This is a genomic window from Ignatzschineria cameli, from assembly GCF_003121895.1.
Lineage (GTDB): Bacteria > Pseudomonadota > Gammaproteobacteria > Cardiobacteriales > Wohlfahrtiimonadaceae > Ignatzschineria > Ignatzschineria cameli.
Genome location: NZ_QEWW01000004.1, coordinates 16505 through 41756 on the forward strand (window position 1 = coordinate 16505; position 25252 = coordinate 41756).

The 25252-nt window shown below is 43.5% G+C and carries 22 protein-coding genes and 2 tRNA genes; 10 read left to right on the forward strand and 14 right to left on the reverse strand.

What is annotated here, in order from left to right; genetic code table 11:
• Nucleotides 1-125 precede the first annotated feature (125 nt).
• From fabF to tpiA, 11 genes are all read right to left on the reverse strand, one after another.
• Nucleotides 126-1367 (reverse strand): beta-ketoacyl-ACP synthase II, encoded by a 1242-nt coding sequence (fabF, locus tag DC077_RS06765; RefSeq protein WP_109201756.1) that lies wholly within the window; start codon nucleotides 1365-1367, stop codon nucleotides 126-128.
• Nucleotides 1368-1578: 211 nt separating this feature from the next.
• Nucleotides 1579-1812: an acyl carrier protein gene (acpP, locus tag DC077_RS06770; protein ID WP_094567847.1), complete on the reverse strand. Its 234-nt coding sequence runs from the start codon at nucleotides 1810-1812 to the stop codon at nucleotides 1579-1581.
• Between the two features lie 123 nt (nucleotides 1813-1935).
• Nucleotides 1936-2670, reverse strand: coding sequence for a 3-oxoacyl-ACP reductase FabG (fabG, locus tag DC077_RS06775; RefSeq protein WP_109201757.1), 735 nt, complete (start codon nucleotides 2668-2670; stop codon nucleotides 1936-1938).
• A 216-nt stretch (nucleotides 2671-2886) separates the two neighbouring features.
• Complete coding sequence (gene zapD / locus DC077_RS06780; protein WP_109201758.1) at nucleotides 2887-3603, reverse strand: cell division protein ZapD; 717 nt, start codon at nucleotides 3601-3603, stop codon at nucleotides 2887-2889.
• A 110-nt stretch (nucleotides 3604-3713) separates the two neighbouring features.
• Nucleotides 3714-4397, reverse strand: a complete 684-nt coding sequence (coaE, locus tag DC077_RS06785; RefSeq protein WP_109201759.1) for a dephospho-CoA kinase — start codon at nucleotides 4395-4397, stop codon at nucleotides 3714-3716.
• 171 nt (nucleotides 4398-4568) lie between these two features.
• Complete coding sequence (locus DC077_RS06790; protein WP_109201760.1) at nucleotides 4569-5423, reverse strand: prepilin peptidase; 855 nt, start codon at nucleotides 5421-5423, stop codon at nucleotides 4569-4571.
• 9 nt (nucleotides 5424-5432) lie between these two features.
• Nucleotides 5433-6491 carry a type II secretion system F family protein gene (locus DC077_RS06795; RefSeq protein WP_162297640.1) on the reverse strand — a complete coding sequence of 353 codons (1059 nt, stop codon included), beginning with the start codon at nucleotides 6489-6491 and terminating at the stop codon, nucleotides 5433-5435.
• Nucleotides 6492-6738: 247 nt separating this feature from the next.
• Nucleotides 6739-6823, reverse strand: a tRNA-Leu gene (locus DC077_RS06800).
• A 1003-nt stretch (nucleotides 6824-7826) separates the two neighbouring features.
• Nucleotides 7827-7911 (reverse strand) — tRNA-Leu (locus DC077_RS06805).
• A gap of 25 nt (nucleotides 7912-7936) precedes the next feature.
• Nucleotides 7937-8251, reverse strand: a complete 315-nt coding sequence (gene secG / locus DC077_RS06810; RefSeq protein ID WP_094567856.1) for a preprotein translocase subunit SecG — start codon at nucleotides 8249-8251, stop codon at nucleotides 7937-7939.
• Between the two features lie 26 nt (nucleotides 8252-8277).
• Nucleotides 8278-9027: a triose-phosphate isomerase gene (gene tpiA / locus DC077_RS06815; protein ID WP_109201762.1), complete on the reverse strand. Its 750-nt coding sequence runs from the start codon at nucleotides 9025-9027 to the stop codon at nucleotides 8278-8280.
• 353 nt (nucleotides 9028-9380) lie between these two features.
• On the opposite strand from tpiA, the gene DC077_RS06820 reads away from it, so the two are divergent.
• From DC077_RS06820 to DC077_RS10670, 10 genes are all read left to right on the forward strand, one after another.
• Nucleotides 9381-10430 (forward strand): rod shape-determining protein, encoded by a 1050-nt coding sequence (locus tag DC077_RS06820; RefSeq protein WP_162297643.1) that lies wholly within the window; start codon nucleotides 9381-9383, stop codon nucleotides 10428-10430.
• Nucleotides 10431-10587: 157 nt separating this feature from the next.
• On the forward strand, nucleotides 10588-11445 hold the full coding sequence (mreC, locus tag DC077_RS06825; protein WP_157953506.1) for a rod shape-determining protein MreC: 858 nt from the start codon (nucleotides 10588-10590) through the stop codon (nucleotides 11443-11445).
• Nucleotides 11429-11923, forward strand: coding sequence for a rod shape-determining protein MreD (mreD, locus tag DC077_RS06830; protein ID WP_109201765.1), 495 nt, complete (start codon nucleotides 11429-11431; stop codon nucleotides 11921-11923). Before mreC ends, mreD begins: the two co-directional genes overlap by 17 nt.
• Before the next feature lie 115 nt (nucleotides 11924-12038).
• Nucleotides 12039-14156: a penicillin-binding protein 2 gene (gene mrdA / locus DC077_RS06835; RefSeq protein ID WP_109201766.1), complete on the forward strand. Its 2118-nt coding sequence runs from the start codon at nucleotides 12039-12041 to the stop codon at nucleotides 14154-14156.
• Complete coding sequence (gene rodA / locus DC077_RS06840) at nucleotides 14153-15289, forward strand: rod shape-determining protein RodA (RefSeq protein ID WP_109201767.1); 1137 nt, start codon at nucleotides 14153-14155, stop codon at nucleotides 15287-15289. Before mrdA ends, rodA begins: the two co-directional genes overlap by 4 nt.
• Nucleotides 15290-16423 carry a lytic murein transglycosylase B gene (gene mltB / locus DC077_RS06845; protein ID WP_109201768.1) on the forward strand — a complete coding sequence of 378 codons (1134 nt, stop codon included), beginning with the start codon at nucleotides 15290-15292 and terminating at the stop codon, nucleotides 16421-16423. It begins immediately after the preceding gene.
• On the forward strand, nucleotides 16423-17442 hold the full coding sequence (locus tag DC077_RS06850) for a septal ring lytic transglycosylase RlpA family protein (RefSeq protein WP_109201769.1): 1020 nt from the start codon (nucleotides 16423-16425) through the stop codon (nucleotides 17440-17442). Before mltB ends, DC077_RS06850 begins: the two co-directional genes overlap by 1 nt.
• Nucleotides 17443-17492: 50 nt before the next feature.
• A complete protein-coding gene (locus DC077_RS06855; protein ID WP_162297641.1) occupies nucleotides 17493-18626 on the forward strand; it encodes a D-alanyl-D-alanine carboxypeptidase family protein in 1134 nt (377 codons plus the stop codon).
• Between the two features lie 105 nt (nucleotides 18627-18731).
• Nucleotides 18732-20342: a phosphoenolpyruvate carboxykinase (ATP) gene (gene pckA, locus DC077_RS06860; protein ID WP_094567866.1), complete on the forward strand. Its 1611-nt coding sequence runs from the start codon at nucleotides 18732-18734 to the stop codon at nucleotides 20340-20342.
• Nucleotides 20343-20808: 466 nt separating this feature from the next.
• Nucleotides 20809-21192 carry a hypothetical protein gene (locus tag DC077_RS10670; protein WP_133243428.1) on the forward strand — a complete coding sequence of 128 codons (384 nt, stop codon included), beginning with the start codon at nucleotides 20809-20811 and terminating at the stop codon, nucleotides 21190-21192.
• Here DC077_RS10670 and DC077_RS06865 read toward each other — a convergent pair.
• From DC077_RS06865 to DC077_RS06875, 3 genes are read right to left on the reverse strand one after another with little or no spacing between them, the layout of a single operon-like run.
• A complete protein-coding gene (locus DC077_RS06865; RefSeq protein WP_109201772.1) occupies nucleotides 21170-22210 on the reverse strand; it encodes a class I SAM-dependent methyltransferase in 1041 nt (346 codons plus the stop codon). The genes DC077_RS10670 and DC077_RS06865 overlap by 23 nt on opposite strands.
• Nucleotides 22211-22212: 2 nt before the next feature.
• On the reverse strand, nucleotides 22213-22941 hold the full coding sequence (locus tag DC077_RS06870; RefSeq protein ID WP_109201773.1) for a pseudouridine synthase: 729 nt from the start codon (nucleotides 22939-22941) through the stop codon (nucleotides 22213-22215).
• Nucleotides 22942-22946: 5 nt separating this feature from the next.
• The gene (locus DC077_RS06875) at nucleotides 22947-25118 is read right to left on the reverse strand and encodes a GspE/PulE family protein (protein WP_157953507.1); all 2172 of its coding nucleotides are present in this window, start codon (nucleotides 25116-25118) and stop codon (nucleotides 22947-22949) included.
• Between the last annotated feature and the right edge of the window lie 134 nt (nucleotides 25119-25252).

Below are 25252 nucleotides of genomic sequence, written 5' to 3' on the forward strand. Positions count from 1 at the left end.
TCATTAGCCAACTGATCAGCAGATCAACTGCCTAACAGGTCAATTAGCAAATGAGTCTATTAATGCATCGATTAATGATTCGATTAATGAATCGATTAGTCAGTCAATTAATCAATCTACGCTCTTTAATCTATTTTTTTAAAGATTAGGCTACCATTGGTCCCGCCGAATCCAAATGAGTTAGAAAGTACTACATTCAACTCAGCAGGTTCCGCCTTATTGGCAATAATCCGATACTCTGCAACTTGTGGCTCAGGATTATCAAGATTGATAGTTGGGGGAATAATCTGATCACGCAATGCCAAAATAGAGAAGATCGCCTCAATCCCACCGGCAGCGCCTAAGAGATGTCCCGTCATCGATTTAGTTGAACTAATGGCAACATCTTTAGCAGCATCACCAAAGCTATTTTTAATCGCCTCAAGCTCCATCAGATCCCCAACCGGTGTTGACGTTCCATGGGCATTGATATAATCGATCTCCGAAGGATCAATTCCAGCATCTTTAATAGCGGCATTCATACAGAGTGATGCACCTTCACCATCTGGAGAGGGGCTCGTGATATGGTAAGCATCAGAGCTCATTCCAAAGCCAATAAGCTCACAATAGATATGGGCGCCACGCGCCTTAGCATGTTCATACTCTTCTAAAACAATTACACCGGCACCATCGCCTAAGAGAAAACCATCACGATCCACATCCCATGGACGAGAGGCTTTTTCTGGTGCATCATTTCGGCGCGAAAGAGCTCTTGCTGCAGCAAATCCGGCAACACCAAGAGGCGTTGTCGCCATCTCCGCTCCACCTGCTAACATCACATCTGCATCACCATGCTCAATTAAACGCGCAGCAAGACCGATGGAGTGGGTCGCTGAAGCACAAGCGGTTACCGCAGCAATATTAGGACCTTTCAACCCGGTTAAGATTGAGATCTGTCCTGATACCATATTGACAATCGATCCAGGTACAAAAAAAGGGCTCACCTTATTGGGCCCACGATCGATCAATGTTGAATGATTCTCTTCAATCCCTGGTAAACCACCAATTCCAGAGCCGATTAATGCACCGATGCGCTCGGCATTCTCTTCTGTTACCTCTAATCCTGAATCCTTTAAGGCATCTAATCCCGCAGCGATTCCATACTGAATAAAGAGATTGAGTCTTCTCGCATCTCTTGGAGAGATATATTGAGCGATATCGAAATCTTTTACAGGGGCGGAAAATGTGACAGGTGAGTTACTCACATCAAAATGGGTAATCGGCGCAGCGCCACTCTTCCCGGCTAAAATATTTTTCCAAGATTCTTCATAACTATTCCCTACAGGCGTTACTGCTCCTAATCCTGTAACAACCACTCGTCGTTTCATTTAAAGCCCCCTTGTCTGTCAGCTTTATCTATATATCAATCAAGTAAATCGGTATTGCTTCTGTTCAATAATCAATAATCTATCAATAAAAAAAAGCGACTGTATAGAGCTTAATATAAGTCCTAAACAGTCGCTTCTATTTACATATGTTTTCTCGAGCAGACGCTCGTCTCCAAACACCTACTCAAAACTACATTCTGTAAATCAACTACTATAGGTTAGCATTTACGTAGTCGATAGCCTGCTGAACTGTAGTAATTTTTTCTGCTTCTTCGTCTGGAATATCGCAGTCAAACTCTTCTTCAAGAGCCATTACTAACTCAACAGTATCAAGAGAATCTGCACCTAAATCGTCTACGAAAGATGCTGAATTCACAACTTGCTCTTCTTTAGCATCAAGTTGTTCCATAATTACTTTTTTGACTCGTGCTTCGATGTCGCTCATAACTTTAAATCCTTAAATTATTATAACAAAATGGCTCGTGCCAATTCTGTACTAAAAAAACGACTGTTGAATTAACAGTTCACCAAAATTAATACAAAGGCAATTATAACGAATAAAAAATCATTAGTCCATCAACATACCACCATTAACATTGATGGTTTCGCCTGTAATATAAGCAGCAAGATCGGAAGCTAAAAAGGTGACTGCCGCTGCAATCTCCTCAGGTTGACCTAATCGTCCTACAGGAATATTGGCTAAAAGAGCCTCTTTAACAGACTCTGGTAAATCTTTAGTCATATCGGTATCGATAAATCCGGGAGCGACGCAATTGACGGTAATTCCGCGTGATCCCACCTCTTTAGCCATCGATTTTGTAAAGCCAATAACGCCCGCTTTTGCCGCTGCATAATTTGTTTGTCCTGCATTGCCGGTAATTCCAACCACAGAACTAATATTGATAATACGACCATATCTAGCCTTCATCATTGGGCGAAGAAGCGCTTTAGAGAGGGTATAGACACTTGTAAGATTGGTTAAAATAACATCATTCCACTCATCATCTTTCATGCGCATTAAGAGCTGATCTCTTGTAATACCGGCATTATTGACCAAAATTGCAGGTGATCCTTTCTTCTCAGTGATCGTCTTTAACACCGACTCAATACTCTCTTGATCGGTCACATTGAGCACTAATCCTTCACCAGAATCTCCTAAATAAGCGGAGATCGCCTCTGCACCCTTCTCTGAGGTTGCTGTTCCAAAGACATAAGCACCTTCACGCGCTAAACTCTCCGCAATCGCCTTACCAATTCCGCGCGTTGCGCCTGTTACTAATGCAATTTTTCCATCTAAACTCATAAATACCTCATTCAAATAAAGGAGTGAATCATCTAACTTAACAGTTGAGTCAAAAATTTACGTTAAAATTAAGTTAAAAATTAAGGGTTAAATCAGGGGTAAATCAAAATCTTAGTAAAAATCTCACTGAAAAATTCAATAAGAGCTTTCAATAAGCGTTTTCAATAAAAATTCAATTAAGCTTTCAAGCAAAGTAGATTAAGCAGACCAAACAGACTAGGCACCGCAAATTTCAACCTTTAAGGTGATATCGGTATCTACTTGACGCGGTGGTTCCCAAGGAGTTGATTGGGCAACAAGACGAATACTAAGCTGATGACGATTACCACTAAATTCGGGAAAGAAATCGTAACCTTCCGTATTTAAGCGTAAGAGTCCTGCTTTCCATTTTACCGAGCGATAGTAGAAACCGTGCTTAAAGATGCACTCCTCCTCCACCATTTTGCTCCGAAGATGGGTTAACACAAAGCGGACTGCGTGCATGATATTATCGATAACCGACATCCATTGATAGAAATGTTGCTTGCGAAGCTCAAAGGGCATATTGAGCCAATTGTGAAGGACGGGAAGATCAAACGCGCAGATTCCGCCAACAATCACAAATCGTTGCCGTAAGGTATTGAGGAAGACATTCTCCTTAACATCATCGTAGGCACGGAAAGATTGCCGGCTTAAAATATTCTTTAGTTCAACTGCCTCTAACTGATCTTCACCCTCTAATTTCTTCATCGAGATCATCTGATCGAGCTGTTTAATCAATTCAATCTTCGTATCATTTTTAGAAACGAGTGTCACTAGATCTAGCAATGCCCGAACAGCAGCTATGGTACTATATTCTGAATCATGCTCAATATAGACAACCGCTTGTTCAGCTAACATCTCGATTCTTAAAAAGCGTCTAATACCTTCTGTTAATGGAAACTCGTAAATCATTCTAATCCTTATCTGTTATTTCACGATCTCGCTTTAGCAATGAGCTCAAAGAGTAGTCTATCACTCTTACAACTCCTGTAACCCCAGCAACTACTGCAACTACTACATGTCTAAGCCAAAACGATCGGTTCTATATAGTGTTGATGAAGCTTATCGAGTTGCCGCTTCACAAACTGATTGTTTTCATTGATGATAATATGATTACCTAACTTGCGTCGATCTAAACGAGAGATTTGAGCATTAATAATCTTCTCTGCTAACGCTTGATCAATATTATCACGCGCCATTAAGCGCTGTAACTGTAATTGATAGGGAACCTCAACGACTAAGACTTCATCACATAAGAAGAGATAGGGAGATTTTAGATCAATAACCGGCACAACGACGACAATATAGGGGACATTTTCTGCTTCAGCTATCATCTTCTCAACAGCGCTTCGAATTCGCCCATGCAAAATCGCCTCTAGCTGCTGCTTTGCATTGAGATCATTAAAGATCAGCGCGCGCATCTTTGCCCGATCAAGCTCACCCGATTCTGTAAAGAGATCGGCACCAAAATAGGCTCGAATCTCTGCAAGTGCCGCTCTTCCCTGCTCATTATCGCTTTGTGTCATCGAGCGAGAGATCTGATCGGTATCGATAATCATCGCCCCTTTAGATGCAAGGTAATCGGAGACAAATGTCTTACCACTTGCTATTCCGCCCGTCAAAAGAAGGCACCTTGCTCTTTTACCCAAATCACTCTTTTCTTGATGATGATCATCTACGATCAATTGATCACGCTTATCGCCCATCGCTGTTACTCTCCCTCATTGCTACCTCTCCTACTCTACACTCAACTCGACTTATCAACTAGATATCGATTAGATATCGATTAGATATCACTAGACATCGACAAGGCATCAACGCCCTTACGACTCTGATAATGTGCCGGTAGATACGCTGCAATCGCTCCTCTTTTTCGATCAATAACCGAAAATTTGTAAGTTAAAGTAGAGAATTATACCTGAAAATCCTAATGCCGGCGCAAACGGAATCACTTTCGCTGCCGATTGATCTCTTCTCTCTTCTTGCAAAAATAACCAGAGATAGCTCAGTACACCATAGAGCAATCCCAAAAGCGCACTTAAAAGAAGCAGTAATGGTAAATTCCCCACACCTATCCAAGCAAGTAGTGCCGCAAAGAGCTTAATATCGCCCCGCCCCATCACCTCTCTTCTACTCAAAAGTAGCCCTATCCAATAGATAGACTCAAAAAGGAGATAACCTAAAATGACACCCCAAAGCGCCCCCTCCACCACAAAAGGGGTTAAATGGAGAAGTGCTAGAGAGAGTCCCGACCAGAGAAAGAGATACAAAAGTGGATCTGGAATCAGATAATAACGACAATCGAAGAGAATTAAGGGCAGTAAAAGCAACAGAAAAAGGCCATCTTGCCACTTAAGTAAATAGGCAAAGAAAAAAGAGAGAATCAAGGTCAGCAGAAATAGTAGCCCCCATAAAAGGAGAAAGAGAAAGGAGAGATTCTGCCAAAGTCTGCGTAATCTTTGATTGCTCACCCATTGCGGTAGACACCAATTGAGTAACCTTAAGGGTTGTTCAAAGAGCTGTAATCTTCGATTCTCCCCGGGTTCTCTCATCTCTTTTGATTCTCGCCACAAAGCAAGATAGATTCCTTTACGAATCCACCAGAGCCAGAGGGTCAGTAACGTTACGCCAAGGGCAACCGTTGCTGATTGGGCAAGCGCCTTCAATATCAAAATCACTATCTGAAGAAAAGAAGATTCAGAAAGGCTCTGCTCACTCAATAGCATTCTCATAATATGCCCCTACAATGCCGATCCAAGATTGAAGAGTGGTAGATAGAGCGCGATCAAGATTACACCGACTAAAGCACCAATAAAAAGTAACGATAGCGGATCGATCAGAGCAATAAGCCCTTCAATTCGCCCTTTTAATCGAGCATTATGGTAATCGGCAATTCGCTTCATCACAGAGGTTAACTCTCCACTCATCTCACCAATTGAGATCATCGTTAAAGCCACATCACTCATCAAGCCACTATCGGTTGCACTCAGATGAAGTGATTGTCCGGCACTTAGCGCGGCAATCATCTCCTCCAACTTCTCCTTCTGATAATGATTTTCAACGCTCTCGCCAAAAAGCTTAAGCGCATTCACTAAGGTAACACCACTCTGTAACATCAAATTTAAGACAGTCGCACAGCGGACAATAAAGCTTTCCTGCAAAATCATCCCCAATAACGGGAGCTCTAATACGATTCGATCAAACTGATAACGAAAGCGCCCTTCAGCGCCGTAGAGGCGAATAATACCCCACACTAAAATCAAAAATGAGGTCAGCCAATAGAGCATGGCCGGTGAGAAGAGAAAATGGGAAAATTGGATCACCTTTTGTGTCAACAATGGCAGAGATTCACCGCCAGCGCGATAGATCGATTCAAAGGTAGGTACAATTGCAATCAAAATAAAGAGTAGAACAGCTATCGCTACCACTAAAACCGTTAATGGATAGCGCAAAGCATTACGAATCATCGCTACTCTCTCATGCTCGGTGCGTTCTAAGGATTCTAGATAGTGAAAAACAGCAGATAATTGCCCTGATCGCTCTCCTACCCTTATCAAAGCTAGATAGAGTCTTGAAAAGCTACGGGGTGCTAAGGCTAAGACCGTCGAGAGCGCTTGCCCTGCCATCACGCTTTCTTGTAGTTTTCGAAAGAGAAATTGCAAACGTCGCCGGGTACTATGCGTTGTTAATAGCACTAACGCTTGAGTCAAAGGAACGCCGGCATCAAGTAACAATGCCATCTGCTCTGTAAAGAAGCGTCGCTCTTGCCAACTTAGCTCTAAACGCTCTAATTTCTGCATTCGCCTCTCCATCAAACTATCTCTTCTCATCGGTATCATCTATTCGTTATCATCTAAAATGATCAACTCAATGCTCAGATTGCACCCATCGATGGAGATAAGCGTAGTGAAGTGGACGTATTTTCGGGAAGAGAATATCAGAGGCGGAATATTTACCGGCGCAATACAAAAAAACTTAAGAAGCGCTAATAAAAATTGGACAAAAAAGCAAAAAGCTCTAGCATTTCTACTAGAGCTTCTCTTTGTATGGTACCGACGCCCAGATTTGAACTGGGACGCAGTTACGCACTACCACCTCAAGGTAGCGTGTCTACCAATTCCACCACGCCGGCATTACTCAATCAACTTTTAAACTGCTTGCTGAATTGAGGAAAACAATATTACAACCCTTCCCAACATAAAACAAGCAGATGAGAAAAAATAATACAAAACAGTAAATACTCCCGGCATTATCAATGCCAAATGGCGGGCATGCACCGGTTAAAAGAATGAAATAGTAAACTCCCACCGCTCCACAGATTTTCTTATTTGTTGAAACAACACTGGCAGATGAGTTGCCGGTAATTAGCGATACTTTATCATCGGCAATGAAAGCGCCGATTGGCGGGCATGCAGTAGTGAAAAGAGTGCAATAGTCGGTTCCCGCCCCTCAATGAATCTTCTTAAGAATCATTCATCAAAAAATAGGCTGAACGCTGCCGGTCCTCACTATCGCATATTTCCATCAATCTCGCGCCGGCAGAGGGCAATCTCAATTACCGGCAAATATTTGTTAGATAGAAAATATTCCCGGCATCATCGATGCCAAATGGTGGGCATACACTAGTTAAAAGAATGAAATAGTAAGCTCCCACCGCTCCACAGATTTTCTTATTTGTTGAAACAACACTGGCAGATGAGTTGCCGGTAATTAGCGATACTTTATCATCGGCAATGAAAGCGCCGATTGGCGGGCATGCAGTGGTGAAAAGAGTGCAATAGTCGGTTCCCGCCCCCTCAATGAATCTTCTTAAGAATCATTCATCAAAAAATAGGCTGAACGCTGCCGGTCCTCACTATCGCATATTTCCATCAATCTCGCGCCGGCAGAGGGCAATCTCAATTGCCGGCAATTAGCGATACTTTATCATCGGCACTGAAAGTGCCGAGTGGCGGGCATGCAGTGGTGAAAAGAGTGCAATAGTTGGTTCCCGCAGCTCAATGAATCTTCTTAAGAATCATTCATCAAAAAATAAGCTGAACATTGCCGGTTCTTACTAAAAATATATTCAACAAAATGTATTTAATAGAAAAATAAAAAAATCCTAGATAGCTTTCACTATCTAGGATCTCTGTTGGTACCGACGCCCAGATTTGAACTGGGACGCTGTTAGGCACTACCACCTCAAGGTAGCGTGTCTACCAATTCCACCACGCCGGCATAACTTTTAAAATCTGCTGCAGAGTTACTTCGTTACAGGCTCACTGCCACCAATCACAGGAACTTCCTGAATTGGGAGTGAATCGATCACACTACTGCTAGCGCTAATCTTACCTGAATTAAACATCATTACAAGACTTGTAATGAAAAAAAGCGCAACCATCCACTTCGTAAGACGTGCGAGAAAGTTCGCTTTCCCCGCCGCACCGAACACCGTACCTGATGCGCCCTGTCCGAAAGAAGCACCTATATTCGCGCCCTTACCTTGCTGTACAAGTACTAATGCAATAATAATAAGACATACTACAACATGAAGAACATAAATTAGATTTTCAAGCATCTTTCTTACTCTACCTTATCCTAAAATTAGGCTAAAACAATCTTTGCAAACTCTTTAGCTTTCAACGATGCGCCTCCAACGAGAGCCCCATCAATATTCTCTTGTGCAAAGAGTGATTCTACATTTGATGCATTCACGCTACCGCCATAAACCACTCTTACAAGGTTCGATATTTTATCATCGTAACTTTTTAAAGTACAGAGAATAAAATCATGAACACTCTCTGCTTCTTCTGGCGTCGCTGTTTTACCCGTCCCGATCGCCCAAACAGGCTCATATGCAATAATGGCATTCTTAAATGCTTCAATTCCAATCGCATCGATCACTGAGGTTAACTGCTTTTTGATAACCGCTTCAGTCTCTCCAGCTTCCCGCTCTTCCAAAGTTTCACCCACACAGATAACGGGAATTAAACCGGCATCAACCACCGCTTTCATCTTTTTCGCCACATCGGCATCGGTCTCACCATAGAGGGTTCTACGCTCTGAGTGACCAATTAATACATAGCGACATCCAAAATCTTCTACCATCGCTAAAGAGATCTCACCTGTAAAGGCGCCCTTCGCTTCTGCCGAGACATTTTGAATTCCCACTTTAATATTGCTCCCTTCTGTAATGGAAGCGACTTGCTGAATATAGATCGCTGGGGGGAAAACAACCACTTCAGCATCGGCATCTTTGACAAGCTCCATCAACTCATTGAGAAGCTCACGATTCTCCGCAAGTGATCCATTCATCTTCCAGTTACCCGCTACAAACTGCTTTTTACGACCCATCTAATTCTCCTTCAAGACTCGATAACAATAAAAATTTTCTAATATTTTAATCATCTGGCGCCATTAATTGCTATAATCGTACCTTATTTTCTAGGAGCCTGCCTACTTTATAAGAAGAGTTACTCAAAGCTTTATACAACTTGATATTAAAACTTGATATTAATTAAATATTTGATTGATATATCGATTACCTATCAATAGATCGCTCCGTTGCAAGCGATAGATAGGATAGCAATAGATTGATCAGCAAATAAAGACAAATAATCAAGTAATAGATAGTCAGTAAAGTAGTAAGTAAAGATTTGATCGGCAGGTTAATACGTTAACCGAATTCACATTGAGTATTAATTATGATCCCAAAACGTTTGAAGGCTTTCTTTTCCAGAGATCTCTCTATTGATCTCGGTACGGCAAACACTCTGATTTATATGCGCGGTCAAGGGATCGTGTTAAATGAACCTTCTGTCGTCGCCATCGAGCGCGATCTAAAAACGGGGCGCCCGCGTCTCTCTGCAGTGGGTCAAGAGGCAAAATTAATGCTCGGTAGAACGCCCGATACGATCGAAACAACTCGCCCACTGAAAGATGGTGTGATTGCCGATCTTCCGAAAACAGAGATTATGCTCGAAAACTTTATTAACCAAGTCCTCAAGCGCAATATCTTCTTAGGGCGTCCTAACCCTCGCGTTATTGTCTGTGTTCCATCTGGCGCAACCCATGTTGAGCGCCGTGCGATTAAAGAGGCGGCTGAAAGTGCCGGGGCTCTCGAAGCTCGCCTTATTCCAGAACCGATGGCTGCAGCTTTAGGTGCCGGCATTCCTGTCCATGAGGCAACTGGATCGATGGTCCTCGATATTGGGGGCGGAACATCTGAAGTCGCTGTAATCTCCCTAACCGGTATTGTTTATGCTAACTCTGTTCGTATCGGTGGAGATACCTTTGATGAGGCGATTATCAACTACGTTCGCCGAAATTATGGCATGCTCATTGGGGAACCTACCGCAGAACGAATCAAAAAAGATATCGGCACTGCCTTCCCGACAGCAGAAGTGTTAGAGACACAGGTGCGTGGCCGAAACTTAAGTGAAGGCTTACCAAGAACCTTCTCTCTTACCTCTAATGAGATCTTAGAAGCCTTAATGGAACCGCTACAAGGAATTGTCAGCGCCGTTCAATTAGCGTTAGAGTCTACACCACCTGAGCTTGCAGCAGATATCTCTGAGCGTGGTATTGTAATCACAGGAGGCGGTGCGCTTCTTCGTAATATCGATCAATTGATCTCTGAAGAGACCGGCTTAGATGCACTGATTGCTGATGATCCGCTGACCTGTGTCGTTCGCGGAGGTGGAAAAGCGCTCGAGCTTCAAGGCGTCTACGGTTATAATGCTTTCGGCTTAGAGTAGAACTTAAGACAAAACTTAAAGTAGAATCTTTAAGAGCGCACTAAAAAAATAGCAAAGCCCCTATCTTGAATCTCTCGGTAGGGGTTTCTCTATCATCCGCAAGATGGCGCCTCGCCTCTTTCACCCACTATTTTTTGCAGTAAACGAGCGAACATTTATGGATAAGCAAGATAAAGGGCAGGAACAGTTTGAGTTCCAAAGCTTTGGCCTAAAAGGAAAAACGATTTTTTTCTGCTTGCTCTCGATCGCCTTAATGTTTCTTGATCATCGGACCCCCTACCTTCGACTCCCTAAATATTACCTTGAAGAGATGATTCATCCACTCTCTTTAATTGCTGAAGCCCCTTACCGAGGGATTGAGACTTTAAAACAGTGGTATACCGAAAAAGAGGAGCTGCTACAACGGATTGCCACATTAGAAGAGAAAGAGCTCTATCTTGCTTATGAAACGCAACAGATGGCAGCTTTAACTGCAGAGAATAGGCGTCTACGCCTGCTGTTACAATCCTCCTCAAAGCTCGATCACTCCACGATTATTGCTCAACTGATCAATATCAATTCCGATCCTTACCGCCATATTGTGCTACTCAATCGTGGTGCTAATCAGGGCGTTAAGGAGAATCTTCCCGTCTTAAATAATCTTGGAATTGTAGGGCAAACAGTCTCTGTCTCCCCCTCTTCAAGCAAAGTAATTCTCATTACAGACCCTCACCATTCACTCCCGGTGGAGGTCAATCGTAATGGGATTCGTGGGATTGCAAATGGTAATGGCAAGCTCAATGAGATTGAGATCTCCAATATCGCTTTCGATGATGATGTAAAGGTGGGCGACCTACTTGTTACATCGGGATTAGATGAGCGCTTCCCCCAAGGTTATCCTGTTGCTGTAATCAAGACAATTACAGTCGATTCCACAGGTTATTTTGCAAAAATTATTGCAACCCCTACTGCCAAGTTAGATCGAATTCGTGAGGTCTTAATCTTAACGCCGGGAGAGTATGATGACCTTCATTAAACGATTTATTATTATTTTGATCACTTTTGGTATCGCCATTGTGTTAGATACCATCTCGATGCCCAACTTTTTTGAGGCGATTCGTCCTAACTGGACCACCATGACCATGCTCTTTTGGGCAATTAAATTGCAGAGACACTTTGGCATCGGTTCTGCTTGGCTGATGGGACTCCTTCTCGATATCTCTAAATCCTTTGTCTGGGGCCTGCATGGATTTACCTTTGCACTGCTTTGCTATATTGTAAAACGTTACTATCCTCGGATAAAATCTTTCACATTACCGGTAAAGACCTGCCTTATCCCTATACTTTTGATCATACAATCTCTTATTACCATCTGGGTGAATGGCATTTTAGGTAATTCAACTCCTAGCTTTACCCATTGGGTGATACCGATAGTTGTCTCTAGCCTCTTATGGCCGATTCTCAATATTCTTCTTTCGGAGATCTGTGACGTTTTTGGTATCACTGATAAGTAGATCGGCTCTCTATTGATCGGTATTGAATCGATATTGATCAGTATTAATCACTCTAAACCAATACTTTCTACTCATAAAAATAGAGCTTTAGACAGCAGATAGATTAGATAAACCTATGAATGTAACTCGCAATAAGAAGAAGACCAATAGCAACTCGCTCTTTCTAGGGCGGGCGATCTTATGCGCTATTCTCGTTCTTTGTGGTTTTCTCTTCCTCATGGGGCGACTCTTCCACCTTCAAGTCATTGAGCATGAACTCTATACTACGCGCTCAAATGATAATCGCATCAAGCTTCTTCCTCTTCCCCCAACTCGCGGGCAGATCTTTGATCGTAATGGTGAAGTATTAGCCACCAATATCCCCATCTATAATTTAGAGATTGTTCGGCAAGATTTAACACTCCCTCTCGATCAGGTTTTAGCTGAGATCAATACTCTTGTTCCACTCACCGAAGAGGAGATCAAGCAATTTGAACGTGGCCTTCGTCGCTCTAATCGTCAAGAGAGTGTCGTCCTTAAAAAGGGGTTAACGGAAGAGGAATCGGCGCTGATTGCGATCAATCTGCATAAGCTCAATGGTGTCAATCTACAAGCAGATCTCGTCCGCGTCTACCCTTATAAAAACCGTGCGGTGCATGCTATCGGCTATGTGGGAAGAGTTGATACCCGAGATCTTAAAGAGATTGAAGAGCAAGGATTGCAGCATGAGTATAGCGGCATCACCCACATCGGTAAACGAGGAGCGGAAAAGAGCTTTGAACATATCTTACGAGGCTCGATGGGCTTTGAGACTGTCGAGGCGAGCTCTTCCGGTCGTACTGTCCGCAAAATCGATGAAGTCCCCCCTGTCCCTGGGAAAAATATCTATCTAACGCTCGATCTTCGTCTTCAAATTCTCGCCGAAGAGGCGCTTGAAGATTATGATGGTGCAATTGTCGCGCTCGATCCTCAAAGTGGTGATGTGCTCGCCTTTGTCTCAAAACCGACCTACGATCCTAATCTCTTTGTCGATGGCATTACTCATAAAGATTTTAATGAGCTCAATAATGATCCTTCCACCCCTTTTCTCAATCGTGTTATGCAGGGGCTCTACCCCCCTGGATCGGTGATTAAGCCACAGATCGGCCTTGCTGGTCTTGAAAATGACTTTATTACAGAAAATACCATTATCAACTGTAAGGGATACTTCTCGGTTCCCGGCAATAGCCATAAATTTAGAGATATGGGCTACTATGGCCCCTCTGATCTCCGAAAATCGATCGAGCGCTCTTGTGATGTCTTCTTCTATGAACTTGCCTACAATATGGGCGTCACTATTATGACCGATTTTCTCAAACCTTTTGCCTTAGGAACTCCGACTAATATCGACCTTTTAGGAGAATCGAAGGGAGTAGCACCAACGCCTGAATATAAGCGTCAGCGATTTAAGCAACCCTGGTATACCGGTGATACGATCACTGCGGGGATTGGCCAGAGCTATTGGTTAACAACTCCGCTTCAGATTGCACAAGCCACCGCCATTGTCGGGATGCGAGGAGAGGCCTTTGAACCCCATATCTTAGGGGCAACAGCAATGCCACCCTCCAATCAGAAGGAGTTTGTTATTCCCAACCCTATCAAACCGATCGTCCTCAAAGATGAGAAGTATTGGGATGTGGCGATCGATGGAATGGTTGCGGTTGTCCACGGTGCAAGAGGAACCGCAAGAGCGACAAAATCAGATCACTATAAAACAGCGGGGAAAACAGGAACGGCACAAGTGAAGACAATTGCCCAAGGGGCGAAATATGATGCAAATAAGCTCGACCGCCGCCACCGAGATCATGCTTGGTATGTGGCCTTTGCCCCAGTAGAATCCCCCAAAATTGCCATCTCGGTTATCGTTGAAAATGGAGGATCTGGCTCAAGAGTTGCCGCACCGATTGCGAAAAAACTTTTAGATGCTTGGTTACTCGACTTTGATACCCCTTATGCCAAAGAGACACTCGCTCGCGTCAAGGCTGAGGAGGGTGCTTTTGCCCAAGAGGAAGCCGTTACACTTCCGCTACTAGAACTTGAGTCGATGCCCTACCTTGAAGAGATCCCTTTCGACTCAGAAGGAAAAGACTCTCCACCAGAGAAAGAGATCCCCAACCTTAAATCATTGATGAATATTCGTTTAGGCTCCAAAGCACCCAAAAATAATCTTCTTATAGAGAGAAGCGAGCTCTACCCGAAGGAGGATGAGTTATGAGACATGAAGAGCTCTACCACACAATTGAGGTGAAGCCCAAAGGGCTACTCGCCTTCTTTCATCTCGATACAGTTTTAACCTTTCTTATCTCGATGCTCGCACTCTTTAGTATTGCTGTTCTCTGGAGTGCATCAAATCATGATACCGCTTATATCACCTCTCAAGCATTAAAGATCATTGCCGGCTTTGTGATGATGGTAATTATCGCTTTTATCCCGCCAGAGCGTCTAAAGCAGCTCACCCCTATTATCTATATTGCGGCTCTTCTTCTCCTTCTTGCCGTGATCTTTATCGGGATTGAAGCAAATGGCGCATACCGCTGGATCGATCTTAAGCTCTTTCGCTTTCAGCCCTCTGAAATTGCCAAGTTAGCAGTGCCGATGATGGTGGCTTACTATCTCCATAAAACAAAGATTCCCCCCACTTTCCTCAATGTTATCGGCTCTCTACTCCTTATCGCCCTTCCCGTTGCCCTTATCTTTCTTCAGCCCGATCTCGGAACGGCGATTATTGTCCTCTTCTCTGGCGTAATTGTGCTCTTTTTAGGAGGATTACAGTGGCGCTATATCTTAATTGCTTTCGGAATTATTGCCATCGCCATTCCCTCACTCTGGTTTTTTGGGATGAAAGAGTATCAGAAAGATCGTGTAGAGACCTTTCTTAACCCTGAGCTCGATCCGCTTGGAAAGGGGTATCAAATTATCCAGTCGAAGATTGCGATCGGCTCTGGTGGTATCTATGGGAAAGGATGGGAAAATAGTACCCAAGTCTCCCTACAATTTTTGCCGGAAGCCACCACCGACTTTATCTATGCCATTATTGGTGAAGAATTTGGACTAATAGGTTCGGTTCTCCTCTTAATCTGTTATCTTATGATTATTTGGCGCGGACTCTATATCTCCTACTATGCTCGGGATAGCTTCTATCAGCTTGTTGGAGGCGCTGTCTGCCTTGTGTTCTTTTTCTATGTCTTTGTTAATACCGGAATGGTGAGCGGCGTTCTTCCTGTTGTCGGAGTACCGCTCCCATTTATTAGCTATGGAGGGACCTCGATTATGACTCTCTTTATCTCCTTTGGTATATTAATGAACATCTATTCACATCCCGCATCTATCACAAAGAGGATTCAATAAATGAGATTACGACTTTTAACGGTAACATTGATCAGCGCAATGACGCTCTCCGCCTGCGCATCGAATAGTGCTAACGAGAGTAATTTATCGCAATCTCAAGCGAGCGAACCGGCCCATATTCAACAATCGATTCAACGATCAACCCCTCAACCTAAAAGGACCGCGGCACAGATCAATCCTAATACTCGCCCCGACAAGAGCGATTTAGCACAGCGTCAAGATGTACAAGAATTTATCAATAAAGTGAGTCGTGAACAGAATCTTGATCCTCGCTGGATGAGCGAAATCCTCGATCACACAACGATTCAACCTAAGATTATCGCCGCAATGAATAGACCTGCCGAAGGGGTGATGAATTGGGGTAAATATCGCCCAATCTTCCTAACTGAGAAGCGAATCAATGATGGTGTTAAATTTTACAACCAATATAAAGAGGCTTTTCTTCGAGCAGAAGAGATCTATGGCGTAGATCGCTTTGTGATTGCCGCAATTATTGGTGTTGAGACCGGCTATGGACAGAATAAAGGCTCTTGGAAAGTGGTCGATGCGCTCTCCACACTTGCTTTTGATTACCCAAGACGCGCGAGCTACTTCTCGGGCGAATTAGCCAACTTCTTTAAGATCCTCAATGAAAATGGGGGTGATCCCTTTAGTTATCGCGGTTCCTATGCCGGCGCAATGGGATATCCTCAATTTATGCCATCAAGCTATCTTGCCTACGCGGTGGATTTCGATGGCGATGGTAAACGCGACCTTTGGAATAATCCGGTGGATGCCATCGGTTCTGTCGGTAACTATCTGATGAAAAGTGGCTGGGTAAGAGGAGGCAAAATTGCTGAACAGGTTGAAGTGAGCAGAAATAACCTCGCCTATCAAGCTCTTAAACAGAGTGGCCGTTTAACACCCCCTAAAGAGACAATCCAGATGTTACGCAATGCTGGGGTGATTATTCCACAAGGAACACCTAATGCTAAAGTGACTCTCTTTGAATTTGAGGTGAGTGCTGAACCGAAAGTGGATGAATGGTGGATCGGTTATCAAAACTTCTATGCAATTACACGCTATAACCACTCTAAACTCTATGCACTTGCGGTCTATCAAGTTGCTGAGGCAATTCGAAAAGGGGTTCGTTAATGCAATTAGGTCGTTATCAGAAGATCATTTTTGGCTCGCTGCTACTTCTCATTGCTGCGAGCTGCTCTTCTACAGGTCAACATCAATATCGAACGAGCGTTAAAGGGGCAACACCTCAAGATCACCCTCTTAGTAAGTCGGGAAATCCCGCTAGCTACGTGGTATTTGGTAAAACGTATCATCTGTTACCCACTTCGAAGGGATATAAAGAGAAGGGAATGGCCTCTTGGTATGGCGATAAGTTTCATGGCAAACCAACCTCAAGTGGTGAGCCCTACAATATGCATGCTTATACTGCCGCGCATAAGACACTTCCTATCCCCTCTTATGTTATCGTCACCAATACAGAGACAAATAAATCGATCACCGTCTTAGTCAATGATCGTGGTCCTTTTGTCAAAGGGCGAATTATCGACCTCTCCTATGCGGCAGCGAAAGAGCTTGATGTGGTTAAAAATGGTACGGCGCCTGTTATTGTCGAAGCAATCGGACCGTACCAATATCTCGATCCGACAAAAAAGCCTAAGAAAAATCCTGTTGCCGAGATTAAGGTGAGTAATCCGGGAACGGTACAGATGGCAAAATTAGAGGAGAGTACAATCTCCTATCAAGGAGAGCCGATCGAAGTGACTTGGCAAGAGCCGCCACCACAAGCATCAGCAACAGCAACTACACAGCAACCCTATTTCAATGGAGATGGAGATGCATATCGCTCACCATCGCCCCAGTTTATTGAGGAGAGCTATCAGCAGCAAAATAGTACAGCGACGATAACTTCGATCGATAAACGCCCGGTGCAACAGAATGCTGCAAGCTACCATATTCAGCTCGGCTCTTTTGGGAACGAACAAAATGCTATCAACTTCCAGCGAAGTATGGCAAATAGGCTACAGCAGCCAACAGAAGTCAAGTATGATAAAGGGCTCTATCGAGTCTATATTGGAAACTATCCGACACGAGAAGAGGCGGGATATGCCGCATTCTCTCTCCCTGTATCCACAACTGTTATCCACTTTTAAGAATGAAAACAACTATGTTTAAAAAAATCTTCAAAATTTGCGCGATCGCGATGACAACCGTTTCACTCTCATTTGCGCAATCGCCCAGCACTTTGCAGCTTCCTGAGTATGCCGTAAAATCTTGGATTATTATGGATTATGATACCGGTGCTGTCTTAGCTGAATATAATAGTACCGTTCAATTTGAGCCGGCGAGTATCACCAAAGTGATGACCGATTATGTCATTGCCGATGCGATCGAAAAAGGTCTTATCAACCATAATGATCAAGTTCTCATCTCCTCTAAATCTCGCAATATGCCGGGATCAAGAATGTTTGTTGAGGAAGGAACATTGGTCTCTGTCGATAATCTCTTACAGGGACTAATTGTACAATCGGGGAACGATGCAGCGGTTGCTCTTGCAGAACATGTCGCGGTCTCCGAAGAGGCTTTTGCCATTAAGATGAACGAAAAAGCGGCAGAATTAGGCATGAAGAAGAGCCACTTTAAGAATGCTAGTGGCCTGCCTGACCCAGAGCATCTTACAACAGCTTACGATCTTGCGATCCTCTCACGAGCATTGATCAATAATTTCCCAGATCACTACAAATATTATTCCCAAAAAACCTTTACATGGAATAACATTAAACAGAACAATCGCAACACACTCCTTTGGGAAGATCCTTCCGTTGATGGCATTAAGACAGGTCATACAAGCAGTGCGGGTTATGCCCTTGCTTCAAGTGCAGAGCGTAATGGATTTCGAGTTATTGTGATTGTAATGGGAGCAGATACTGAAGCGTATCGCCAACGCGTATCGCGTGAGCTGATCAACTTCGCATTCAACAACTTTGACCGAAAACAGCTCTATAGCGCTAATGAAGTGATTGCCGAGGCAAATGTCCTTCATGGAATTGAGAAGCAGGTACCGGTAGGCGTTAGCGAAAGCATCACAGCGACACTTCCTCGCGTGCAATATGATAATCTCAAAGCACAGATTCAGATCAATCCTGGCTTAGAAGCACCCATCACAAAAGGGGAGCAGATCGGGAATTTAGAGTTCTATATCGACAAGCATCTTCTCTACAGTTTCCCCGTTATTGCGCTCGATAATGTTGAGAAAACCGGGATATTCCATCGTTTATGGAATAGTTTTTTAATAAAACTCAACAATAAAATCAATAAGTTCAAAGAAGCGCTCTAAATTTAGCCACTTTTTTGTAGTATTTTTGTAGTTTATTAGTTATCATACTTCCCCATAAACAAGGTGTGTTTATTTTTTGAATTAAATTTTTAGGAAACGAGAGACATGTCACAACAGATTATTGACGATCTAAAAGCACAAGGTATTACCGCAACAGAAGTTATATACAATCCAAGCTATGATGTTCTTTTCAAGGAAGAGACTGACCCAAGCCTTACAGGCTATGATAAAGGGACTGTCACAAACCTAGGTGCCGTCGGTGTAGATACTGGTATTTATACAGGTCGCTCGCCTAAAGATAAATATATTGTTCGTGATGAAACGACTAAAGATACCGTTTGGTGGGCAGATTCCGGCAAAGGTAAAAATGATAACAAACCAATTACTGAAGAAGTATGGGCACAATTAAAAGAGCTCGTATTAGACCAGTTATCAGGCAAACGCCTCTTTGTTATCGATGGTTTCTGTGGTGCTAACGAAGAGACTCGCCTCGCGGTTCGCTTTGTGACTGAAGTTGCATGGCAAGCGCACTTTGTTAAGAACATGTTCATTCGCCCAAGCGAAGAAGAGCTTAAAAACTTTAAGCCTGACTTTACCGTTCTCAATGGTGCAAAAGTTACCAATAAGAACTACAAAGAGATGGGTCTTAACTCTGAAACTTTCGTTGCGTTCAACTTAACTGAAAATATGCAGTTAATTGGTGGTACTTGGTACGGCGGCGAGATGAAGAAAGGTCTCTTCTCTGTTATGAACTATCTTCTCCCATTAAAAGGCATCGCTTCAATGCACTGCTCTGCAAACGTAGGTAAAGATGGCGAAACAGCGATCTTCTTCGGTCTTTCAGGAACAGGTAAAACAACACTTTCAACAGACCCTAATCGTCAATTAATTGGTGATGATGAGCATGGTTGGGATGATGATGGTGTCTTCAACTTTGAAGGGGGTTGCTATGCAAAAACAATCAACCTCTCAAAAGAGCATGAGCCAGAGATCTATGGTGCGATTCGTCGTGATGCGCTTCTTGAAAACGTTGTTATCAAAGAAGATGGTTCTGTCGATTTTGATGATGCATCAAAAACAGAAAATACTCGTGTTTCATACCCGATCTACCATATTGAAAACATTGTAGAGCCTGTATCAAAAGCAGGTCCTGCGAAGAAAGTTATCTTCTTAACTGCAGATGCTTTCGGTGTTATCCCACCGGTATCGAAATTAACACCTGAGCAGATGCAATACTACTTCCTTTCAGGCTTTACCTCTAAACTTGCAGGTACTGAGCGTGGTATTACTGAGCCAACACCAACTTTCTCAGCATGTTTCGGTGCGGCATTCCTTCTTCTTCACCCAACACAATACGCTGAAGTATTGGTAAAACGTATGGAAGAAGCAGGTGCATCAGCATACTTAGTGAACACTGGTTGGAATGGTACAGGTAAACGTATCTCTCTTAAAGATACACGTAACATTATCAATGCAATCTTAAGTGGTGATATTGATAAAGAAGAGACAGAGATTATTCCAATCTTCAATCTCGAAGTGCCAAAAGCAGTTGCAGATGTTGACTCAACAATCTTAGATCCACGTAACACCTACGCAGATCCAGCTGAGTGGACAGAGAAAGCAGAAAAACTTGCTGAACTCTTTGAGAACAACTTTGACAAGTATACCGATACAAAATTAGGTGCTGAACTTGCTAAAGTGGGTCCTAAGAAGTAATTAAGGTATCAGTTATATAAGATCTATCTTTCACAGATAGCATCAAATAAAAAGCAAAAGCCCGAAGATAAACACTTCGGGCTTTCTTTTATCCTCAATTTCTCTAACATCATCGGTGCCAAACCGGCAGGCATGCAGTGGTGAAAAGAACGAAATAGTAGGTTCCCACCGCTCCACAATCTCTCTTAAGAATGATTAATTGAAATAAATAAAGCTGTTGAGTTGCCGGAAATCACTATCGCATGCTTTCACAAATCTCATGCCGGCAAATATCGCTCTTTTAACGATATCGTCCCGGTGTCGAAGATGCCGAATGGCAGGCATGCGCCGGCGGAAGAACGAAATCTTCACGACATCAAGGATGCCAACCGGTGGGCATGCAGTGGCAAAAGAACGAAATAGTAGGTTCCCACCGCTCCACAATCTCTCTTAAGAATGATTAATTGAAATAAATAAAGCTATTGAGTTGCCGGAAATCACTATCGCATGCTTTCACAAACCTCATGCCGGCAAATATCGCTCTTTTAACGATATCGTCCCGGTGTCGAAGATGCCGAATGGCGGGCATGCAGTGGCGAAAGAACGAAATCTTCACGGCATCAAGGATGCCAACCGGTGGGCATGCAGTGGTGAAAAGAACGAAACAGTGAGCTCCCGCCGCTCAACAATCTCTTTTAAGAATCATTTATCACAACAAAAAAGCTTGAACGCTGCCGGTCCTCACTATCGCGTACTTCCATCAATCACGCGCCGGCAGTTGGCGATCTTAATCGCCGGCAAATATCCCTACTTTAACAACAAAATGATACTCAAGATAATCAGAAACTTTACTTCACTCGTTCTAATTTAAGAATCTTAAAGTGATTATTGGTGGCGATCTCTGTCGCTTTCACATATTGGGCATAACAGATCTCTTCGATGGCTAAAAACTTATTAACCACAAAGTAGGCAATGCCTCGACGACGCAGTAGACGCTTACTATTTTCAACAAATTTTACCGTCAACTCTTTAGAAGTTCCAAAGCCTTGATGAAATGGGGGATTACAGATAATGCGATCAAAGCTACGATCCTCTAAAGCAGAACCACAATCATCGAGCGTTACAAGCGCCTCTATCCCCATATTCTCAAGATTATAGGCGGCAAGCTGAACAGCCGCGACATTACAATCGGTTGCTACTAACTGCTCGATCTTACTATTTTTTCCTACCGATGCCGCAAGATAACCATATCCACACCCTAGATCTAAAACCTTTCCTTCTAAAGCAAAAGGATCACTATTGAGTGTTTCAGCTAAAAAACGACTCCCTTCATCGATCTTTTTATAACCATAAATTCCCGGCTTACTGACAAAGGTGAGCGCTTGCGCCTCATCCTGAATCTCTAAAAATTGACGATACTCTGCCCCATTTAGATCGAGACTTTTATCTGCTTCCTTAACAATACGCGCATAACGCAACCCTTTTCCTAAGAGCTCAAGCTCTGCTAAATGCCCCATCTTCTCCGCATGCTTAATAACACTCTTAATTCCCTCTTGATTATTTCCGGTCAAAATAAGGCTACCCCCCACCTTCAAGAGACGCGCCGCAGACTCTAAAAGATAATGGGTTAAAACTTTAGCCTTATTGAGTCTAAAGAGAATAAAGTCAAAATGGTTATCAGGAGCCTCTTCTAATTCAAAGTCGCTTAAATTGCCATCAAAACCGATCACTTGCAGAGCATGATCAATATCCTTACGATTGGTGATGTAACGAATATTATCCCGCGCACTGATGCCGGAGAGCTCAAAACTCTCATCTGCAATCAATAACCCTCTCCCTTCACCTATCAACGCACTATCTCGAAAGAGCGCAATACTTGCTTCAGCCATCTCTAAAATCCTTTAATCTCTGCTTCTGTCAAAGGGCGATATTCACCCTCTCGTAATCCATCTAATGTTAGATGACCAATTTGTGATCGATGCAATCTCTCAACATGATTTCCCACAGCGGCTAACATCCGCTTAACCTGATGATAACGCCCCTCTGTTAATGTGAGTCGAATCTCCCGTTCCGAGAGTATCTCCACCTTTGCCGGCTTTGTGATAAGATCATCCCCTCGTAATTCAACACCCGCTTCAAGCTGAGCCACCATCTCAGAGCTCATCAGCCTTGCAAGCTCAATCTCATATACCTTCTCAATATCATCTGAGGCTCGATCCGTCGGATGTGTTACGCGGTGAGACCATGCACCATCATCAGTAATTAAGACCATTCCCGTGGTATCGGCATCAAGGCGACCCGCGATATGTAAGCGTTCCAAAGCGCGCTCATTTTCCAATAATTTAAAGAGTGAGATATGCCCATCATGACGATGACTTGAGACATATCCTGCCGGCTTATAGAGCATAAAATAGCGAGGCTGACTGCTATAGATCAGCGGCTCACCATCGATCTCGATTTGATCCGATTCACTCACCTTAAAATCGCGGGCGCGAATCTCCTCACCATTGACTGTGATCCACCCATTACGAATGATTTTCCCCGCCTCTTTACGAGAAACCTCCATCGCTAACTGCAGATATTGATCGAGCCGATAGCTCTCTTGTCCCTTTTCCGCCATTCCTACTACTCCGTCGTAACGCGTAAAATCTCTTCTAATGAGGTTCTACCAGCTAACACCATCTCAATGCCGGCAGTTCTTAAATTCTTCACCCCTTCGCGCTCTGCTTGTTTTGCAATCTCTAAAGGAGAGGCGCCCTCTAATAAGAGTTGTGAAACTCGTTTTGAAACCGGCATCACTTCAAAGATCGCAAAACGGCCGCGATATCCATCATGACACTCCGAACAACCACTCGCCCGATAGAACTTGCTCGCCGCTTGCATCGGAGTGAAACCTAATGTCTCAAGATAAGCAGAATCTACAATATCTTCCTCTTTACAGTGACAGAGTTCCCGTACCAGACGCTGAGCAATAATGAGATCTACCGTCGAGGCGATATTATAGGGTTCAACTCCCATATTTTTGAGACGAACAAGACTCTCGACTGCGCTCTTTGTATGGAGCGTCGAGAGAACAAGATGTCCGGTCTGTGCCGCTTTAATAGTGATATCTGCCGTTTCATAATCTCGAATCTCCCCGACCATTAAAACATCAGGGTCTTGACGCAAGAAAGCACGTAATGCTTCGGCAAATGTTAGCCCAATTTTAGGATGTACCTGCAGCTGATTGATTCCTTCTAAGTTGATCTCAATAGGATCTTCAACCGTTGCAATATTGCGCGAAACATCATTGAGATAATTGAGGCAAGCATAGAGCGTCACGGTCTTTCCGGAACCGGTTGGACCCGTTACTAAGATTAATCCTTGTGAGCGCTCAATCGATGATTGAACCAAGCTCTTCTGTGTAGCTGTTAAACCGATCTTATTGAGTGAGTAATTGAGCTCAGAATTATCGAGCAGACGGATCACCACCTTCTCTCCCCATAAAGTGGGGATCACCGAGATTCTCGCATCGACCTCTTCCTCTTCTAAACAGAGGGTAATATGTCCATCTTGAGGTAAGCGCTTCTCAGCAATATCGAGCTCCGCCATCACCTTTAAGCGCGAAGCTAAAGTATCGCGATACGCTTCTGGCACAACATAGACCTTATGGAGAATGCCATCGATCCGAAAACGGACACGATAGCTCGATTCATAAGGCTCAAAGTGAATATCAGAGGCTTTCTGTGTGATCGCATCGAGAAGAATAAAATTGAGATAATCGACAACCCCATCACTCGTTTCAACACTGATCGCAGTTGTGGCTTCTTCCGCTTGATTCTCCTGTTGAATCTCTGCGAGAACCGACTCTAAGATCTCCGTTGAATCTTCTAAGGCGGGCATCATTTCATCCGAAATAGAGAGATCACTCGCTGTTGGCGTATCTTCAACGGCTGCTAACACTTCTTCTGATAAACCAGCAGCGAATGACGCAAGCGCACCCTCCTCTCTAGATGCGATTTCCACTTCAGATTCATTCTCATCTAATCTCGATTCAATTTCGGAAAGATCGAGTGCCGAGTCGCGCAATGCTTCCGATCGAGGATCTTCTTCCATCTCTTCCTTGATCTCTTCCTTGATCTCTTCATCCATCTTTTCGTCCGTCTCTTCTCCCATTAATGGCTCAAGATCTCGCATCGATTCAATCTCATCTCTCTCTTCTTCAAGATCACGATGGTGAGCAAAATCTTCCGGCATCTTGCTGACGATATCGGAGGCATTATCAACTTCATGATGAGCAACATCATTGGGTACTTCTCTCGCTTCCGGCGCAACTTCTTGAACCTCCGGCAACGGCATCGCTTGGGTCGGGATTGTGAGTAACTTAATCATCGCGCTAATTTGATCACTATCGCCCAACCAATACTCAATTTTTCCAGGATAACGGAGTGCTAATGTATCGAAAAACTTCTCATTGCCGGGATCTCCCGTCACCACCACTAAACGATCTGGGAGGATCACTAATGGCACACTATATTGCGCTAAGAGCTCCTCTTTTGTGGCAAAAGTACCAAAGTCGAAATCTTTGATGGAGGAAAAGTACACCAAATCCACAATAGGAAGTGGTGTATGGCGTCTCTGATTGACTGCAAGAGCGGCTTCAAAGATCGCCTGACTAGTCAATCCATGTGCACGCAACTTCCCAACTACAGAACGCTCATTCTCATACATCTTTGCGGAGAGGAGAGGAACGGCCTCTTTTGCCATCCACTTTAAATCAATCAGCCCCTGAATCAACGGATTATGTTCCAATTTCACACGTAACCTCTTCATTAAATATTGAGCAACTTTATCATTCGTCTTACACTTCAACACAAATATAGTTGCGCAAATACCTTGTATTATCGCTTTTTGCCCCAAAATTGTAGCTATTATAACACTACTTCTTGAGT